Source organism: Streptomyces sp. NPDC033178 (genome assembly GCF_055577685.1).
The window spans coordinates 224,855-243,477 of the sequence record NZ_JBVIPT010000019.1 but is presented as its reverse complement, the minus strand read 5'-3'; the positions used below and the strand labels follow the sequence as shown (position 1 = coordinate 243,477).

Sequence of the window (18,623 nt, the reverse complement as noted above, 5' to 3'; positions counted from 1 at the left end):
GTTCGCGCCATGGGATGCTCACTTGTGCTCGGCGGCGGTCGCCCAGGCCAGCCCGGGCGGGGGCGGGATCGGACGGGCCGCGGCAGGTCCCCTTGTCGCCGTGAAGCCCGGGGTCCGCTGCGTTGGCCGTGGGAGGCCGTGGAAACCGCCCAGGGCGACAACGCGGACTCATCCGTCGGCGAGCGGGACCAACGGGAGGGCGGCGCGGATCACTTCGACGGGGTCGTCGACCGAGAGTCCGAGCTCCGTCAGCCAGAAGTGCACCCGTTCGATCGGCTCGTGCATCAACCGGGCCCGCGAGAGCAGGTTCTGGAAGGAGACGTGCTGGTCGGCCGACAGCAGCATGTCCTCTTCGTTCGTGCTGAGAAGCATCAGTGCGTTCGGGTACGAGAGTCCTTCCGGCAGTTTCGAACACGACAACTGGATGCCGTGTGCGGTCAGTCGGGCCGCGATCTCCTCCGGGCTGGTGAGGAGCCTGCGTGCGGCGGCCAGCACATGGGCGAAGGGCATGCCCTCTGCGGCCGTCACGCCGAACCAGGAAAGGGGCCCTTCTTCGGTGAACAATTCCGGGTCCAACGCTGAGAACGAACGGGGTTCCTGGAGCGGGATGTCGAGACCGAACTCGCGCAGACGGGCGGCAACGTCCCACACTGTCATGTCCAGTTCGCTTGCCGTGTACAACAGGTGGGTGTAGTTGACGGGGCCGCCCTGTCGCAGAGGCGCCTCGATGCCGCTGTAGTCGTCGGAGTGGTCGGTCAGTAGACGCTCGTCCGTCGGCTCGATCTCGTCGGGAAACGGCTTCGGCGGAAGGAACCCGAGCTGCTCGTACCACTCGACGGCCTCGGCGGGAGTGAGCTGCAATTCCTCGGCGGCGAGTAGAACGTGCAGGGGAGGGACCGGTTCGGTGTGAGACAACCCCGGTTCGACGTCATGTCCCAGATAGCCGAGTGCCTCGCGCAACAATGCGGCCAACTCCTCCGTCGGCTCCGTCGGCAGATGCGTTCCGTCCGCCTCCAGACCGCATCGCACGAGGCGGTCACAGAGATCGGGAACCGTGATACCGAGCTCCAAGGCCGTGGAAACTATGTCCGCGCGGTGGACCGGGGTACCCGGCACGAGCCAGGACACTCTGTCCTGGCTCAGGTGGGCGAGCAGCACCTCGTCCCTCTCGACAGCCGCGGCAGTCACGTACACCTCGTCCGGTACCACGACGCCCCGCTCACGCCACAGGTCTGCCGTATCGCCGACCGTGGCCCCGGTTTTCGCCGCCTCACGCACCAGTGAGGACACCGTGACGGTCTTTCTGCGCGCGGCGGTCTCACGTTGTGCGTTCCGGACGAGCTTCTTGACGGTTCCAGGGGACACCGGGACGTCGGGGAACGCCTCCGACGGCAGGTCGTGCAGGCCCAACCGGGCCGAACGCAGAGCGACTTCGCGAGGCGTCGTCCCGAGGGTCAGAGCCGCTGCCGTGAGTCGCTCGTGTCTGTCCTGGGCGTAGTCGTCCATCCTCAGTCCCATGGCCAGCAGGTGGTGGTCGGAGGGCAGGGCGGGCAACACGGAGGCCACGACCGTGATTTCCGGGCACAGCTCGGCGAGCTGGTTCACCGTCTGGTGCGGTCGGTGGGCCAGTAGCCGCCACAGGAAGACATGATCGGGCACCACGGACGTGTCCTTCAGCAACGGATTGGGCTGCTGTGACGAGTAGGGGACCAGGTCCCTCCGGATGAGGTGGGCATCCATGGGCAGGAACCCCGTACGGGCGGTGTCGAAGAACGATTTGCCACCGCGGAGCCGATGGCCTGTCGAAATGCACTTCTTCGCGATCAGGTCGGCCGTTGCCATGCTGCCGTGGGCGACATCGCACAACCAAGGAAAGTCCAGGATCGATGCGCCGTCCGACACGAGGCACTCCAACGCGCCGGTCAGCAGCTCTCGGACGGTGTGGCGCAGGTCGTCGAGCACCTGGGACCGGTCCGCCGACAGCCGCTCGGGCGAGAAAGCCCCCGACAGGTTGACGACGACGCCGGTCAGTCCGGACGGCTGCGACGACAGCACATCACCGCGTGCCGCCGGCTGGACCACCAGGCCATCGACCAGCAGACCGCCGCCGTGCCCGCACCAGATCACCTGCGCCCCCGCGGGCGCGTCCGGCCAGGGCACTTGGACGCCGGCAGCGTCGAGACCGAACAGTTCTCCGTCGGGCCGCGTACGGCCGCTCAGCTCCCCAGGCGTCCAGTGGAGGACATCGCTTCCGTGCCGTGCCACCGTCGGGAACTCCGCGATCCCCAGCAGCCGGCTCAGAACATCGGTACAGGACCAGGCCGAGCCTTCCTCCTCGGACCGCTCCTCACCCCGCCGCAGGTAGATCCGGACGACGGTGCCCGGCTCGTCCCCCCGCTCCGCCACCCGCACAATCCGGAACAGGTGCCCTGGCCCGAAGATCGACACCTCGAGAACCGGACCCGGTGTACCCGTCGGACCCATCCGGCAGGTGGTCACTCGGATCTCGTCGGCCAGCATGAAGTAGCTGAGTACGCCGATACCGAAACGGCTGTTGGGATGGAAGGCCACCGGTGGGTCGAGTCGGCCCCAGGCCGCGCGTTCCTCCTTGAAGTCCGGCTGCTCGGCGAACCGGGCGCCCGCATTGGAGAAGACGCCGCGGAGTTCCGCTTCACCCATGCCGATGCCGTTGTCGTGGCACTCCAGGTACGCGCGGCCCTCGTCGTCGGTGTCCTGGTCGAAGGAGACGCGGCCCTCATACGTGTACGAGGCGGCCGAGTCGGAGCGGTCGAGGTACTCGGTGCGGGCCCGCCGGTAGCGGCAGGCGTCGAGCGCGTTCTGGTACAGCTCGCGCACCGCCAGGTCGCGGTCCTTGTATAGCTGGACCCCCATCAGCAGGTCCCGGATACGCCTTTCGTCGAGGCGGAAGCCGGCCCAGGCGGTGAAGGCGCCGTCCGAGGGCCGTACACCGTCGCAGGACAGCCGGCTGGGGAGCGCGGGCATCGGCTGGTTGATCCGGTCCCGGACTGTGCGGCTGACGGTGTGCAGCAGTTCGTCGGCCCGCGCCGTGTGGGCCCGCAGGCCCTCGATGACCGCCTCGTGCGCACAGTACGCCCGAAGCACCGGCAGATCGGGCGCTCCGCCCCAGCTCGACTTCTCCAGAGTGCTCCGCAGCCGGGACAGGTCGACCGGGTGCGGGATGCCCAGGTGCTCGGCCACGATGTCGGGCAGCGCCGTCATCTCGACGGACACCGCGTAGGCCAGGGCGGTCACGAGCACGAGTCGCTGGTCGCGGACTCGCTGATGGCCGGGCCCGCGCAGCCGATCGTCCACGGGGAGCACGTCCAGGTACTCGGGGTTGCAGACGTCGGGACCTCGCCGGAGCCCGTGCAGCAGCCTGCTCACACGGGTCGCGTCGAGTGCGTCGCCCAACGCGTCGGCGGGTTCACCGATGGCCCGCAGCAGCTGCACCACCGAGCCGTCGTCTCCGTACGCGTCCTGCTGCACCAGCCAACGGTGGAACAGCCACCAGCCGATCGGGTTCTCCGACTCCCGACGCAGCAGCGCGCGTTGTACCAGGAGACTGTGCTCGTGGGCGAACGCCTCGAACGAGTTCCGCTCCGACCCGCCGGCGTCCGCCACGGGTTCCAGTGTCCAAGGCCGTACGTCCAGTCGCCGCACGGCGGTCTGCAAGGCATGGACGCGGTACAGGTACGGGGTGAGTACGAGCAGTGCGGCCTCGGCCGGATACAGGTCGAGAGCCGTGCCGTGGCCGGGCTCGCCGAGCAGCCACTCGATGCGTTCGGCGAACCGGGGCGCGAACCCTGGCTCCTGCCAGGGGTCTTCGGCCACAGTCGGCTCTGCCTCGTCGCGAAGGACGGCGAGGCGTGCGGCCGTGGACGCGGCCAGTTCCCGGTACCGGGCAGTATCACGGTTCTCTGGAACATGCTCCCAGACGCTCGAACCGCGCGCGTGTGCCGCCCAGCCGTCCTCGGCGGCCGACGCGGACTGTTCTGCCGACGTGGCCTGCTGAATCATCAGTCGATCGACCGACCCGATCTGCACGACCGAACCCGCCACTGTGCAGTCGCCCACCACGTTGTGGCTGTTGGGTTGTTGCATGTCGCTGTGCCCTCCGACCCTCCAGAGAAGGACAGCGTAAGAGGCGCGGACGCATGCCCGGGCGGTTCCTTTCAGCGCTGTCGCGCCACCCGAGCTTTCAACACCCCGGGAGCCGTCGAGTGCGGAAGCAGGTCCAACGGGTCGTCCGGCATGAGTAGTTGGACCTCCGCCGCTTCGCAGAAACGATACGGCCGGTGGTCCAGGACCGCCCCCAGATATCGGCGTACGCGCGACATCTCGGCTCGTACGGTCACCGTGCGGGCGGGGTCGCCGAACAGGTCGTCGGCCAGGGCCGCGGCGCTGAGGCCGGTGCGGTGCAGGGCCAGGAGGCAGAGCAACTCCGCGTGGCGCGGGCTCAGTTCGTGGGTCCAGGTGCCGGTGACGCCCGCCACGGTCACCGACCAGCGGCGCGGCTGCGACAGGTCGAGGGCGATCCGGGTGGCGCCGCGCGGCGCGGGCTCCTCGTCCGAGGCACGCACCAGCCAGCCGCCGGGCAGCGGTTCCACCGAGCACGGGCCGAGCGTGGGCAGCCAGATCCCGTCGGCGCCGATCGTCCTGGGCAGCGCGAGCCTGTCCACGTACGGCATGCCGGTGATCGCGGCGGTCCAGCCGTCCTTGTCGACGGCGAGCGCGCGGCCGGTGACCCGGGCGAGGACCGGAGCGGCCACCGCGCGCAGCCGGTCCAGCGCGGTCAGATGCCGCTCCCGCAGCCGCGCCTCGGCGAGCTTGGCCACCGAGTCGACCCAGGCGAGCGTCGCCGGGTGCATGGTCTCCCAGGGCCCGCTGATGTCCACGACCCCGATCAGCCGGCCGTCGCGCGGGTCGGTGATCGGCGCGCCCGTGCAGGTCCAGGTGGCGTGCGTGCGTACGAAGTGCTCGGCGGCGAAGACCTGGACGGGGCGGCGGACGACGGCGGGCGTGCCCACACCGTTCGTGCCGACGACCTCCTCGCCCCAGTCCGCGCCGATCTCGAAGCCGAACCCGTCGGCCTTGCGCAGCACCGACCGGCTGCCCTCGCGCCACAGCACCCGGCCCTGCGCGTCCGCCACGACCATGATGTGGTGGGTGATGTCCGCGACCGACAGCAGCCCCTGCCGCAGGACCGGAAGGACGTGCCGCAGCGGGGAGTCGCGCCGGCGCCGCTCGATCTCGTCGGGACCGAGCACCCCGGCCCGGAAGTCGTGGTCGGGGTCGACGCCGGAGCGCAGCATCCGCCCCCAGGACTCCCCGATGACCGGCCGCGGGTCGAGCCGGGCGCGCTCTCCGGCCAGGGTCGCGTTGCGCACCTCGTCGAGCACCCGTGCCGCCTGCGCTGCGTCCACCGCGGCGAGCCGCGTCACGTCCATCGGCGAGTACACCACTGGGTCCTCCCGGAGAGCCTGAGCGGGCAACCGGTCCCGGCCGCCCGGCCATGGGACCCGAAACCCGTACTGACTGCACGTCTCATAGTGCCGTCTGTCCGTCGCGGAGGGCGACAGTCCGGACGCGGAGCGGAGATTTCGCGCAGGGTGCGGAGAGGTTGCAACCCCCTGCAACCCTGGTGAACTTCCCCCGCGTGTCCAAAAATTGGCGCAACGCCGCCTCGTGCGGTGTGCGTGCTCCGCTCACCGGGGCCATGGAACGGGGGTGGTGCCGTGTCGGCGCAGCACCACCCCCGTGCTCCGTACGTCTGTTGACGGCGGCTCAGGAAACGGGCCGCGCCCGCTCCACGACCGAGCCGAGGTCCAGGGTGTGCGGCAGGGTCCCGAACGACGCTCCCCAGTCCCCGCCGAGGCGTGAGGCGCAGAACGCGTCGGCGACCTCCGATGGCGCGAACCGGACCAGCAGCGAGCCCTGGAGGACCACGGCGATCCGCTCGACGAGTCGCCGGGCGCGTCCCTCGATGCCGTCCAGGTCGGCGAGTTCGGTGAGCAGGTTCTTGATGGCGCCGTCCAGCCGGTGGTCGGCGCCGCGGGCCTTGCCGACCTCCTGGAGGTAGGCGTTGAGGGCCGCCGGTTCGCGTTGCAGGGCGCGCAGGACATCCAGCGCCTGGACGTTGCCCGCGCCCTCCCAGACGGAGTTGAGCGGCGACTCGCGCAGCAGCCGCGGCATGCCCGACTCCTCCACGTATCCATTGCCGCCGAGGCACTCCAGGGCCTCGACCGCGACCGGCGTGCAGCGCTTCGTCACCCAGTACTTCGCCGCCGGTACCGCGATCCGCAGGAACGCCCGCTCCTGCTCGCCCCCGTCGTCGTACGCGGCCGCGAGGCGCAGCCCGAGCGTCGTCGCGGCCTCCGACTCCAGGGCCAGGTCCGCGAGGACGTTCCGCATCAGCGGCTTGTCGATCAGCCTGCCGCCGAACGCCTCGCGGTACGTGGAGTGGTGGACGGCCTGCGAGACGGCCTGCCGCATCAGACCCGCCGAGCCGAGCACACAGTCCAGCCGGGTCGCCGCGACCATCCCGATGATGGTGCGCACCCCGCGGCCCTCGTCGCCGACCCGGCGTGCCCACGTGCCGTCGAACTCGACCTCGGCCGACGCGTTCGACCGGTTGCCCAGCTTGTCCTTGAGCCGCTGGATGCGGAACACGTTCCGTGTGCCGTCCCCGAGGACCCGCGGCACCAGGAAACACGTCAGCCCGCCGGGAGCCTGCGCCAGCACCAGGAAACCGTCCGACATCGGCGCCGAGCAGAACCACTTGTGGCCGGTCAGCTCGTACGTCCCGTCCTCGGCCAGCGGCCGCGCCTCCGTCGTGTTGGCGCGTACGTCGCTGCCGCCCTGCTTCTCCGTCATGCCCATCCCGAAGAGCACACCGGCCTTCTGCTCCGCGGGCCGCAGATCCTGGTCGTAGACCATGGACGTGAGCCGGGGCTCCCACTCCGCGGCGAGCGCCGGGTCGGTGCGCAGCGCGGGCACCGCCGCGTGCGTCATCGACAGCGGACAGCCGTTCCCCGCCTCGGCCTGCGTCCAGACCACGAAGGCGGCCGCGCGCCGCACATGCCCGCCGGGCTGTGACCACGCCGCCGTCAGGCCCGCCGAGACACCCTTGCCGAGCAGCCGGTGCCAGGACGGATGGAACTCGACCTCGTCGACCCGGTTGCCGTAGCGGTCGTGGGTGCGCAGCTTCGGCGGGTTCTCGTTCGCCAGCGCCCCCCACGCCTGGACCTGCGCCGATCCCGAGGTCCGCCCGAGGGCCGACAGATCGCCGCGCGCCTCGTCGAGCAGCTGTGGGTCGAGGTGCCGCTCGACCGCCCCGACGAGGGCGCGGTCGGCGTTGAAGACGTCGTACGAGACCAGCGGCGGAGCCTGGTTGGTCACGGTGTGGGTGCTGGCTGCCATGTCTGGGAACCTACCCCTCGGTACGGCGGTCGTCACCAAACTCCCGCCGCACCGGGCCGCGTCCCCTTGTCGCCCGCCGTACAGGTCAGGCGGGATGCGACAGGGCGGCCAGTTCGCCGGAGCCGCCGAGTGTGTCCTCGCCGTGGATGTTCACCCCCCAGCCGGGGCGGTGGACCGTGTCGAGGTAGCGCTCGCCGAGGTCCGGGGCGATCGCCACCGCCGTGAGGTTGCGCCGCCCGTGGCGGGCCAGCCAGTCGGACGCGCCGCTGACCACCGTGCCGGTGGAGCCGCCGAACAGGAAGCCCCGGGCGGCCAGCCGGCGGCAGGCACGCAGCGTGTCCGGCTCCGGGACGTGCACCACGTCGTCCACGTAGGACTCGTCGAGCAGCGGCGGACGGACGGCCATGCCCAGACCGGGGATCATCCGGGGAGCGGGCGGCCCCCCGAAGGTCACCGAGCCGACGGTGTCCACGGCCACGATCCGCACCCGGCGCCGCTGCTGCCAGAACCAGCGCGCGCAGCCCATCAGGGTGCCGGTGGTGCCGGCTCCCACGAACAGCACGTCCAGGTGCGGGAAACGGCGGGCGATGGCCGGTGCCGTGGTGCGGTAGTGCACGCGCCAGTTGCCCTCGTTGGCGTACTGGTTGAGCCAGACGTACCGGTCGTCCGAGGCGCACACCGCGCTCACGTACGCGATCCGCGCGCCCAGGAAGCCGCCGTGCAGATCGGGCTCGTCGATCACGTGGACGACGCTCCCCAGCGCCTCCATCATCCGCCGGGTCGCCGGATTGCAGCGCGAGTCGGTCACGCACAGGAACCCGTAACCACGGCTCGCCGCGATCATGCTCAGCGCCACGCCGAGGTTCCCGGACGACGACTCGACCATGACGGACCCCGGTCGCAGGGTGCCCTCGCGCTCGGCCGCGTTGACCATCTCGGTCGCGGCCTTCAGTTTGACCGACCCGGCGAAGTTGAACCCCTCGCACTTCAGGAAGAGCGGCAGCCCCAGTGCCGCCCGCAGGTCGACGTAGAGGTCGTCCTCGTTGAACTGTGTGGGCTCGGATATGACGGGCATGATGTCCCCCCTCTTTCATGCGGCACCGCGCTGCGCTCCCCGCGTGGCGCGGTGCCCGCCGGTCAGCCGTACCGGCGCAGTTCGTGGAAGAAGCCGTCGACGACGTGCGGCTCGCCCCTTCGGGCCACCTCGTCGTGGACGAACTTGCCGACCGCGAGGTCGAGGACCCCGAGGCCGAAGGGCGAGAACACCACCGTCCGGTCCGCCGGTACGGTCACCCGCCCACAGAGCACGTCGTCCAGCGTGCCGTCGAGGAACTCGCGGCCGCCGGTGAGCTGTTCGGCCAGGTGCGGTGAGGTGTCCGCCTTGAGGCAGTGCTCGACGTCGTCCACGAAGTTGGCCGAGTCGAGCAGGACCTCGGGCGCCAGGTCGCGCAGCGACACATGCAGCACCAGTGGGGCGTGGGAGAACCATGCCGGGTCGTGGATGTGCGGCTTCGCCGCGACGGTGGCGAAGACCAGCAGGTCACTGGAGCGGACCAGCGACTCGGCACTGTCGTGCACGGTGATCCGGCCCTTGGCGCCCGACCGTTCCAGGTAGCCGCTGAAGCCGGCCGCGCTGTCCGCGGACAGGTCGTACACCCCGGTTTCCTCGAACGACCAGCCGGTGGCGGCCAGATGGGTGTGGATGTAGCGGGCGATCAGACCCGTCCCGACGAACCCGACCCGGGTGGGCCGGGCGCGGTCGCGGCTGAGCCGGTCGGCCGCGAGGGCCGCGGAGGCCGCCGTCCGGGTGGCGCTGATGATGGAGCTCTCCAGGCACGCGAACGGATAGCCCGTGTCGTGGTCGTTGAGGATCAGCACCGCCGAGGCGCGCGGCAGTCCGCTCGCCGTGTTCCCGGGGAAGCTGGAGACCCATTTCAGGCCGTCCACCCCCACCGGCCCGCCGATCGAGGCGGGCAGCGCGATGATCCGGGACGACGGGCGGTCCGGGAAGCGCAGGAAGTACGACGGAGGGTTCACCGAGTCGCCCGCGCCGTGCAGCCGGTACACCGACTCGACCAGGTCGACGATCTCGGACTCCCGCCCGTGCAGGGCCTCGTGGACCTGGGCGCCGGAGATGACGGAGAACGAGGGAGGCGTCAGCGTCCCCGGTTCCGTGCTGGTCGTGCCGTTCTCGTCCGTGGTGGTCATGCGGCCCTCACTTCGATGGTCGGTGCGCAGTCGGTCAGCCGGACCGGGTCGCCCAGGGCGGCGAGCACCTCACGGGGCCCCTCGAAGGGCTCCCTGCTGTGCGCGGTGCGGATGTTGTCGACGAGCAGCAGGTCACCGGAGTGCCACGGCTCGCGTGCGGTGTGGGCCCCGTACACCTCGTTGATGATCAGTACGACGTCCTCGTCGATCGGGTCGCCGTTGCCGTAGCGGGTGTTGAAGGGGAGCCCGTCGGAGCCGTAGACGTCCACCAGGTACTCGCGCACCTCGGGGTCCATGGTCCACTCGTTGAGGAACGCGATCTGGTTGAACCAGCAGCGCCGCCCGGTGACCGGGTGGCGGACCACGGCGCTGCGGCGCTGCCGGGTGCGCAGGGAGCCGTCGCCCTGCCAGGCGAACTCGATGGCGTGCGCCCGGCAGTACTGCTCGACGGCCGCGCGGTCCTCGGTGCCGAAGGCCTCGGCGAGCGTCGCCCCTATCTCGTCGTTGTACGTCCGGGTGAGCAGCCAGCCCTCCCGCTCGAACCGTGCGGTGAGGGAGGCGGGCAGCGCGTCGAGCACGGCAGGCGCGTCGGCGACGGCGGTGGCGCCGCCCTGGTCGGGCGCGTCGAGGCAGGCGTACAGCATCAGGCCGGGGAACTCCAGCGCGTAGCTGAGCTCGTGGTGCATGCACATCTGCTGGTTCGGCGGCCATTTGGACGAGGAGTACACACCGTCCTCGTAGGTCCGCCGGGGTGCGAAGGACTCGCGGTCGGGCATCAGGCCGGTGGCCAGCCGGCGGAAGACGGCCGCGGTCGTGTCCGGGTCGCGCAACCCCAGGCCGCGGACCAGCAGGCTGCCGTGCTCGGCGACGACGGCCCGCAGCGCGTCGCGGTGTTCGGCCGCCCAGAGCGCCGTGTCGCCCGCGGCGTCGGCGCGCAGGATCGGAGGGCTGCCGGGACGCAGGTCGACGTCCGGTAGCAACGTCGGAGATGAAGACGACATCAGGTGCTTCCTTTCGGCCTTGCGGTGTTCGGTCGTGCGGGTGTGCGGTGTTCCGGTCATGGGTGTCGTCGGTGCCTTCGGTCTCGTCTCTTCCGTGTGGTCGGCGTGGTCCGCCGTGGTTCAGGAGGGGGCGGGGGTGTCCAGGAGCCCCGCCAGGTCCGCGAGGACCGGATGGCGGGTGACGTCCTTGAGGGTGATCGCCCGGTCGAGGGCGATCGCGAGCTTCACCGCCGCGAGCGAGGTGCCGCCGCGGTCGAAGAAGTGGTCCCGGCGGCCGATCCGGTCGCCGGGGATGCCGAGCACCTGGGCCCAGGCCGCCGCCACCCGGCGCTCGCTCGCGGTGCCGGGCGCGTGCGTGCCAGGGCCTTCGCCCGAACCGTTCCCGGCGGAGTCGAGCTCACCGGCGAGCCTGGTCAGCGTCTTCCGGTCGGTCTTGCCGTTGGCGGTCAGCGGCAGGCTCTCCCGCCAGTGGACGCCCGAGGGGACCATGTACGCGGGCAGGGACACGGCCAGCCGCTCCCGCACGGCTCCCGCGCCGAGCCGCTCGGATCCGGAGCCGGGCGCGTCGGACCCGGCGCAGAACGCCACCAGCCGCGTGCCGCCCACGACCACCACGGCGCCGTCCCGGACCCCGGGCACCCGCAGCAGCGCGTTCTCGATCTCGCCGATCTCGATACGGAAGCCACGGATCTTGACCTGGTTGTCCCGGCGGCCGAGGAACTCCAGCTTCCCGTCGGGCAGCCAGCGGCCGTGGTCACCGCTGCGGTAGAGCCGCTCACCCGGGCGGTACGGGTCGGTGGTGAACGCGGCCCTCGTCCGCTCCGGGTCGTTGACGTACCCGCGCCCGACACAGACCCCGGAGAAGACGATCTCGCCGGGCGCCCCGAGTGGTACGGGCGACAGGTCCTCGTCGACGACGTACACCCGCACGTTGGCGACCGGCCGCCCGAGCGGGACCCGGTCCTGGTCCGGCACCCGGGCCATGACCTCGTGGTTGGTGTCGTCCGAGGTCTCGGTCAGCCCGTAGGCGTTGACCAGTCGGATGCCGGGCTCGGCCGCGAACCAGCGCTCGACGAGTTCCTTCTTCACCGCCTCCCCGGTGACCGACACGCAGTGCAGGTCCGGCAGTTCGCGCGGGCGCTGCTCCAACTCGGCGAGCACGGCCTCCAGATACGAGGGGACCACCTGGAGGACGTTGACCCGGCCCCCGGTGATGGTGTCCACGAACCGCGGTACGTCCAGGATCACTTCCTGTTCGACCAGCAGGGTCCGGCCGCCGACCAGGAGTGCGGAGACCAGCTGCCACAGCGAGATGTCGAAGCACTGGGGCGCGGTCTGGGCGACCACCTGGCCCTCGCCGACGCCGAGGTCGTCGAGCTTGGCGTGGACGTGGTTGAGGAAGCCGGCGTGCTCGCACATCGCGCCCTTGGGCTCGCCGGTGGAGCCGGACGTGAAGTAGATGTAGGCGAGTTGGCCGGCGGCGACGGGGATGCCGAGGTCGCTGTCGGGGTGGTTCTCCGCGTAGGCCGCATCGACATGCAGGATGCGGGCGTCGGTGTCCGCCTCGTCCAGTGTGGTGGTGCTGCCGTGTTCCGTCAGGACGAGTGCGCAGCCGGCGCGGTGGAGCGTCGCCGCGATGCGTTCGGCGGGGAAGTGCGGCTCGATGGGCAGGTACACGCCGCCCGCCTTGAGGACGGCGAGGACGGCGGCCATCCAGTCCAGATCGCGTTCCATGACCACGGCGACGACTTCCTCGGGGCGCAGCCCGCGGGTCAGCAGGGCCCGACCGAGCCGGTTCGCCCGGGAGTTGAGCTCCTGGTACGTCCACCGCTGGTCGCCCTGCACGGCTGCTACGGCGTCGGGGTGGGCCAACGCCCTTTCCTCGAACAGCTCGTGGACCCGGCGGTCCGGCAGCTCGCGGTGCGGTCCCGCCAACCCGTCGAGCTGGAAGCGGAGTTCGTCGTCGGACAGCAGACTCCGTCGGCCGGGTTCGGCGTCCGGGTCGGCGGTGAGGTGGGTGAGCGCGGTGAGGTGGTAGCCGGCGATCCGGGCGGCGGCGTCCGCGTCGAGGACGTCGGTGCGGTAGCGCAGGCGCAAGGTGTGGTCCTCGAACGCCACGTGCAGCACGGTGTCCTCGGGGCCCCGGCCGCCGTGCGGATCGAGCACCGTCTCGAAGGCCGCAGGCTCGTCTCCCGCCCCCCGCGCGGCCAGGTCCGCCTCGGCCTCGCGTATGTGGTCCAGCAGGTCGTGCCAGGAGCCGGTGCCGACGGTCAGCGAGCACAGCCTCGGCCGCTCGCCCTTCGCCGCCACGTATCCGACCGTCACCTCGCGCTCGCCGGACAGTGCGGCGAGGACCCGTGCGTGTGCGGCCAGGAGAGCGCGGGGTTCCCGCGACAGCCCGTCGGGCAGCGGGACTTCGTACTCCGCGGTGCCGGGCACCGGGTCGAGCGTCCACTTCGGGATCGTTTCCATGGTCCTGCTTCCCCCTGTTGTCCTTACTTGTTCTGTGCCGCGGATCTTGTCCGTGTCGCGGAGCCTGTCCGGGGCGCGGAGCTCGTCCGTGTCGCGGAGCCGTCAGGCGTGCCGCTGGGCGACCGCCGGGTTCCCGCCCCAGTGGGCCCCCGCCGGTACTTCCTCGCCCTTCATCAGGAAGGAGTCGGCGGCGAGTACGGCTCCGTCGCCCATCGACGCCCCGTAGTGGACGAGCGCGCCGACGCCGAGCGTCACGCCGTCGCCGATCTCGATGTGGTCGGACTTGAAGGTGCCGTCCTCCTGCGAGTGCGACTGCACCTTGCTGTGCGCGCCGAGCGTGCTGTCGCTCCCGATGGCGGTGAGCGTCCGCTCGGTGATGTAGGCCCCGTCGTCGAAGACCCTGCGGCCGATACGGACCCCGAGCAGCCGCCAGAGCAGGTTCTTGAACGGGGTGCCGTTGAAGACGGCGATGTGCGTGTCGGGGATCTTCCACAGCCGCTCGTGACGCCAGAAGAGCGGGTCGTAGATGGAGTGCAGCCGGGGCTCCAGCGGACGGAACCGGCAGAGCAGCCGCTCCACCAGCACGTAGTAGCCGGTGGTGAACGCGAGGCCGACGATCAGGGACGCGCCGATCAGCAGACCGCCCGCTGTGCCGAGTTCCCCGTACAGGTCGAAGGCGGCGAAGCCGAGGACCGTGAGGGCGAACCAGTCGAACCACCGGATGAACAGGAACAGGCCCATGGTGCGCAGGTTGTGCCCGTTCTTCGCGGCCAGGCGGCGGCGCAGTTCGTCGCCCTCGCGGAGGTGGTCGAAGCGGGTGTCGCGCTCCACGGTCCTCGGGATCTCGAAGGGCGGCGAGCCCAGCAGGCCGACCCCTTCACGTATCTCGCCGTCGAGCGGGACCATCACCTTCGTCGCGAGCAGGCAGTTCTCGCCCGTGCGGCCCCCGGCGGGGTAGGCGATGTGGTTCCCGAGGAAGTTGTGCGCCCCGATCGACGTCTGCGAGACGCGGAACGACGTGCCGGAGAACTCGGCGTTCATGATCGACAGCCCGTCGGCGACCATCGTGCCGCTGCCGACGGTGGCCAGGTACGGCGTCTCGTGCCCCACCTCCGTACCGAAGTTGGAGCCGGTCTGCTCGACGTGCGAGAGGTCGTATCCGAGGGCCCGCAGGTAGTGGACGATGTACGAGCTGTCCCCGCACAGCCACTTGAAGAACTTGACGTTGGTCAGGCGTGCGACGGCACGCTGCACCGAGTAGTGGAAGCCGTAGAGCGGATAGACCCGGTCCGGTTCGAGGACCAGGTTCAGCAGCCGCGGCACTACGGACACGGTGGCGAAGCCGATCAGGATGAAGCCCACGAAGAGCGCGAGCGACAGACCGAGGGCCTCGGCGTAGAACCGCGCCGACGTGATGTGCTGCGTCTCCCGGTCGAGCAGCACCTCCAGCGAGGGCGCCACCGTGAGCAGCATGTACGTACCCCCGACGAGGAGCGGCACGTAGAGGAACAGCGTCTGCAGCACGGTGGCCAGGCCGTAGCCCACCCGCCGCGCGGTGCCGCAGTCGGCGGGCGCCACCCGTACGTAGTCGACTTCTGTGCGCTGGGCGGGCGAGCCGTGCCAGTGCTGCCCGTCCGGCACCGATGCGCCGCCGTACAGCGCGGACGAGTGGCCGAGCTGGGAGCCGTCGCCCATGGAGGTGCCGATGTCGAGGACGGTCTTCTCCCCGACGAAGACGTCCCGGCCCAGGGTGACCGGGCCGGTGCGTATCCGTCCGGCGTGCGCCTGGTAGCAGAGGAAGTACGAGTCCTTGCGGATCACGGTGCCCGCGCCGACGGTGAACAGGTCGGTGCAGACCGGGACCGAGTGGGAGAGGATCGTGACGCCCTTGCCGATCTTCGCCCCGAGCGCCCGCAGATAGAGCACGTAGAGCGGGTTTCCGGCGAACAGGACCATCGGGTTGGCGTGCAGCAGTGCCTTGACGGTCCAGAAGCGCAGATAGGCGAGGCTCCAGACGGGGAACTCGGTCTCCTTCCAGCGGCCGACCAGCACCCACTTGGCCACCACCGGCAGCGCGCACACCCCGACGAAGACGGCACCGCCGAAGAGGGCCGACCGCAGGTAGACGTCCACCACGCCCTCGCCGGCCGAGACCCAGTCGTACCCCTGGGCGGTGACGAGCCCGGAGAGCAGGCAGTACGCCGCGAAGACCAGGAACTGGAGTGCTCCGCACAGGACATACCGCGCGGTGCTGCCCGGCGGGGGAGGCTCGGCCGGTTCGGGCGCGGGCGCCGGCGGCTCGTCCGGGACCTCGGCGAGCGCCGCCGCCAGGCCCCGGATCGTCGGGTGGCCGTAGACGTCCCGCATCGACACGGCCGGCAGGTCGGGGTGCTTCCTGACCCGGGCGCAGAAGTGGGCCATCACCAGGGAGTTGGCCCCGAGGTCGTCGAAGAAGTGGCTGTCGACGGGCACCTGCTCGACGCGTACGACACCGGCGAGCACCTCCGCGAGGGCGTGTTCGGTGCCGTTCGCCGGGGCGTGGGTGGTCAGGGAGCCGGCCGGAGCGGCGGTCGTGATCTCACCCGGATTTACCACCACTTGATCTCCTTGCTGATGATTATTGCTACTTGTTGACTGTTCGGAGTGATTGGTCCTCCGGATGGGAATACGAAGGAATCACGCCCGCAGTTTCATCGGGCAGCCGAATTGGCTATGCCTGAGGCGTGGGTGAACCAGGGTGATTCCAATGCGATTCCGGTGTGCCGGAAGAAAGAGTTGTTCCGGAAGGAAGGCTCGGGCCGGAAGGAAGAATTGTGCTCAATGGAAATGAGATGGCAGACGGGAGGAGATTGTTCGCCGAGTTCGCCGAGTGTCTGGAGTGGCCGCGTGAAAAGGTGCAGAGCAGCACGGCATGATCCGCGTGGTTCCCACGCGGATCACGGGTAACGCGGCTGTGTCGGGCCCTGGTCCAGGCCTTTCTGAGTCCCCCGTGTCGTGGTGCACTGAGCCGTCCCCACGTGCCCAGCGGAATGCAATCCGAATTGTTTCTGTGTGCTCATGAACGGGTCAAGGGCGTTTCGGCCTATGGCGCTTTCTCGCCGTTCGAACCTTCATCGATTACACCCCTGAACCGCCCGCTCCGTACGCGCCACCGGGGAACTCACTTTATGGATGGCGTATATGCGCTCGCGCCTTCCGTTTCTGGAGGGCGACTAATTCGGCCAACGTGGTCATGACAGAAAGCCGGTTCGATTTTCCTTTACGATTTCTGTCGGGTTGCTGCCGCTTTTCTTTCGTATGACGGAACCGGGAGGGGCGGAGGCGTGCCGCCGGGCACGTCGGACCCGGTCGTGGTACCGCGGGATGAGTGCGACCTCGCACGGCGGATACCTTTAGGGCGTGCAGCCAGCAAGTGAACCCCCTCAGAGCGCGTCCGGCCGTCTCCATCGGGCCCGTGCCCTCTATCGGAACGTCTCCAAGCGCAGGACCGCCTGGCTGCTGATCAAGGACACCGTCAACTCGTGCATCGAGTACCGGATCCTTGGACTCGCGGCGGAGGCGGCGTTCTTCACGCTGCTCTCCGTGCCGCCGCTGCTGCTCAGCATGCTCGGCCTGCTGGTCTACGTCGACGACTGGACCGGCGCCGACACCATCGCCAGCGTCGAGACCAACCTCCTGGAGGCGTCCCGCACGATCCTCACCGACAAGGGCGTCACACAGATCGCCGAGCCCGTCCTCCACGACGTCATGGAGGGTGGCCGCCCCGACGTCATCTCCCTCGGCTTCCTGTTCGCCCTGTGGTCGGGCTCGCGCGCGGTGAACGTCTTCATCGACACCATCACCGTGATGTACGGCCTCGACGGCGTGCGCGGCATCGTCAAGACCCGGCTCGTGGCCTTCGCGCTGTTCCTCGCGGCGCTGCTCATCGGTTCCATCGTGCTGCCGCTGGTCGTCGCGGGCCCGGACGCCGTGGTGGACGTCGTCCCCTGGTCGGAGAACGTCGTACAGGGTTTGTACTGGCCCGTCGTCATCGTGCTGTCCATCGCCTTCCTGACGACGCTGTACCACGTGTCGGTACCGGTGCGATCGCCCTGGGTCGAGGACGTGCCGGGCGCCCTGGTGGCCCTCGCCATGTGGGTCCTTGGCAGCTTCCTGCTGCGCATCTACCTGACCAACACGGTCGAGGGCCCCAGCATCTACGGCTCCCTGGCCGCGCCCGTCGCCGTGCTGCTGTGGATCGGTGTCTCCGCCTTCGCGGTCCTCGTCGGCGCCGCCGTCAACGCGGCCATCGACCGGGTCTGGCCGGCCGCGGCCACCGCTGCCGCACGAGCCGTCAACGAGCGGCTGCGTGCCGCGCAGGCCGCCGACCTCGTCGCCCGCGCGGCCGCGGCGAGGGCCCACCTCACCGACGACCCGGACGACCCGGACATGCCCTCCGAGTTCCCGGAGCGCTGGTCCCGCTTCCTGCCCCCGGAGGACGTGACCTCCCGGCTGCGCACCCACGCGAAGACCACCCCCAAGAACGGCGACGAGACGCCCCCGCCGCAGTGACCGTGACGAGACGCCCCCGCCGCAGTGATCGCGACGGGGGCGCCAGGACGCGCTCCGGAAACTTTCGGGGGTACGCCGGTGGCCGTCAGCCCTTCCACACGCCGGTCGCCGCGAGCTCCCGCGCGAAGTCCGTGAAATCGCGCGGCGCGCGCCCCAGAACCTGCCGGACGGTCTCAGTGGTCCGGGCGTTGCCGCCGTCGAGCAGCCCGTCGAAGACCTCCTCCATGAACGCGACCTCCTCGGGCGGCAGCCCGAACCCGGCCAGGATCGCCCCGTACTCCTTCGTCGACACCGGCACGTAACGGATCTCCCGGCCCGCCGCGGCGGTGATCTCCGCCATGGCCTCCCGGAACGAGAGCAGCCGCGCCCCCGTGACCTCCAGGGTCCGGCCCGTGTACGAGGAGTCCGTCAGCGCCTTCACGACCACGTCCGCGAGGTCCCGTGTGTCGATGAACGGCACCTTCACCTCACCGGCGGGGAACACGAACTCACCACTCTGCACGCCCTCCAGCAGCAGACCTTCGCTGAAGTTCTGGAAGAACCAGTCGGCCTGCACGACCGTCCACCCGGCACCCGACTCGCGCAGCGCCCGCTCGGCCGGCTCCGCCTGCCGCTCGCCGCGCGCCGACAGCATCACCAGACGACGCACACCGAGCTCCTGGGCCTGCCGCGCGAGGGCGGCGATGTTCTCCGCGGCACCCGGGGCGCCGATGTCCGGCGTGTACGCCAGATACGCGGCGTCCGCGCCGCGCAGCGCCTCGGCCCACGTCGAGGAGTCGTACCAGTCGAAGCGCACCTCGCTGCTGCGCGAAGCGGCCCGTACCTCGAACCCGGCGGCCTTCGCGGACTGCGCCACCTGACGCCCCGTCTTGCCCGAGGCCCCCGTCACCAACACCGTCTCGTTCCGCGTGTTTTCCGTCATGAGCCCAGTCAACGGCCTCGCACGGAAAG

At 70.3% G+C, this 18,623-nt stretch carries 10 protein-coding genes; 1 reads left to right on the top strand and 9 read right to left on the bottom strand.

Annotation, left to right across the window (positions count from 1 at the left end; genetic code table 11):
- Nucleotides 1-168: 168 nt before the first annotated feature.
- The 8 genes from ACZ5VQ_RS38350 to ACZ5VQ_RS38315 all read right to left on the bottom strand — a co-directional run bounded on the left by ACZ5VQ_RS38350 (nucleotide 169) and on the right by ACZ5VQ_RS38315 (nucleotide 15,719).
- Nucleotides 169-4,122 (bottom strand): wHTH domain-containing protein, encoded by a 3,954-nt coding sequence (locus tag ACZ5VQ_RS38350; RefSeq protein WP_469109017.1) that lies wholly within the window; start codon nucleotides 4,120-4,122, stop codon nucleotides 169-171.
- Nucleotides 4,123-4,193: 71 nt separating this feature from the next.
- On the bottom strand, nucleotides 4,194-5,468 hold the full coding sequence (locus tag ACZ5VQ_RS38345) for a helix-turn-helix domain-containing protein (protein ID WP_469109029.1): 1,275 nt from the start codon (nucleotides 5,466-5,468) through the stop codon (nucleotides 4,194-4,196).
- Between the two features lie 337 nt (nucleotides 5,469-5,805).
- Nucleotides 5,806-7,440, bottom strand: coding sequence for an acyl-CoA dehydrogenase family protein (locus ACZ5VQ_RS38340; protein WP_469109016.1), 1,635 nt, complete (start codon nucleotides 7,438-7,440; stop codon nucleotides 5,806-5,808).
- Nucleotides 7,441-7,525: 85 nt separating this feature from the next.
- On the bottom strand, nucleotides 7,526-8,515 hold the full coding sequence (sbnA, locus tag ACZ5VQ_RS38335) for a 2,3-diaminopropionate biosynthesis protein SbnA (protein WP_469109015.1): 990 nt from the start codon (nucleotides 8,513-8,515) through the stop codon (nucleotides 7,526-7,528).
- 62 nt (nucleotides 8,516-8,577) lie between these two features.
- Entirely contained in the window at nucleotides 8,578-9,648 is a 1,071-nt protein-coding gene (sbnB, locus tag ACZ5VQ_RS38330) for a 2,3-diaminopropionate biosynthesis protein SbnB (RefSeq protein WP_469109014.1), read from the bottom strand.
- Nucleotides 9,645-10,649: a TauD/TfdA family dioxygenase gene (locus ACZ5VQ_RS38325; RefSeq protein WP_469109013.1), complete on the bottom strand. Its 1,005-nt coding sequence runs from the start codon at nucleotides 10,647-10,649 to the stop codon at nucleotides 9,645-9,647. The genes sbnB and ACZ5VQ_RS38325 overlap by 4 nt, the downstream gene beginning before the upstream one ends.
- Nucleotides 10,650-10,769: 120 nt before the next feature.
- Nucleotides 10,770-13,121 (bottom strand): non-ribosomal peptide synthetase, encoded by a 2,352-nt coding sequence (locus ACZ5VQ_RS38320; RefSeq protein WP_469109012.1) that lies wholly within the window; start codon nucleotides 13,119-13,121, stop codon nucleotides 10,770-10,772.
- 102 nt (nucleotides 13,122-13,223) lie between these two features.
- On the bottom strand, nucleotides 13,224-15,719 hold the full coding sequence (locus tag ACZ5VQ_RS38315) for a Pls/PosA family non-ribosomal peptide synthetase (RefSeq protein ID WP_469109011.1): 2,496 nt from the start codon (nucleotides 15,717-15,719) through the stop codon (nucleotides 13,224-13,226).
- Between the two features lie 801 nt (nucleotides 15,720-16,520).
- Here ACZ5VQ_RS38315 and ACZ5VQ_RS38310 point away from each other — a divergent pair.
- On the top strand, nucleotides 16,521-17,672 hold the full coding sequence (locus ACZ5VQ_RS38310) for a YihY/virulence factor BrkB family protein (RefSeq protein WP_469109010.1): 1,152 nt from the start codon (nucleotides 16,521-16,523) through the stop codon (nucleotides 17,670-17,672).
- 85 nt (nucleotides 17,673-17,757) lie between these two features.
- Here the strand turns inward: ACZ5VQ_RS38310 and ACZ5VQ_RS38305 are convergent, their stop codons facing one another.
- The gene (locus ACZ5VQ_RS38305) at nucleotides 17,758-18,594 is read right to left on the bottom strand and encodes an NAD(P)H-binding protein (RefSeq protein WP_469109009.1); all 837 of its coding nucleotides are present in this window, start codon (nucleotides 18,592-18,594) and stop codon (nucleotides 17,758-17,760) included.
- Nucleotides 18,595-18,623: the final 29 nt, after the last annotated feature.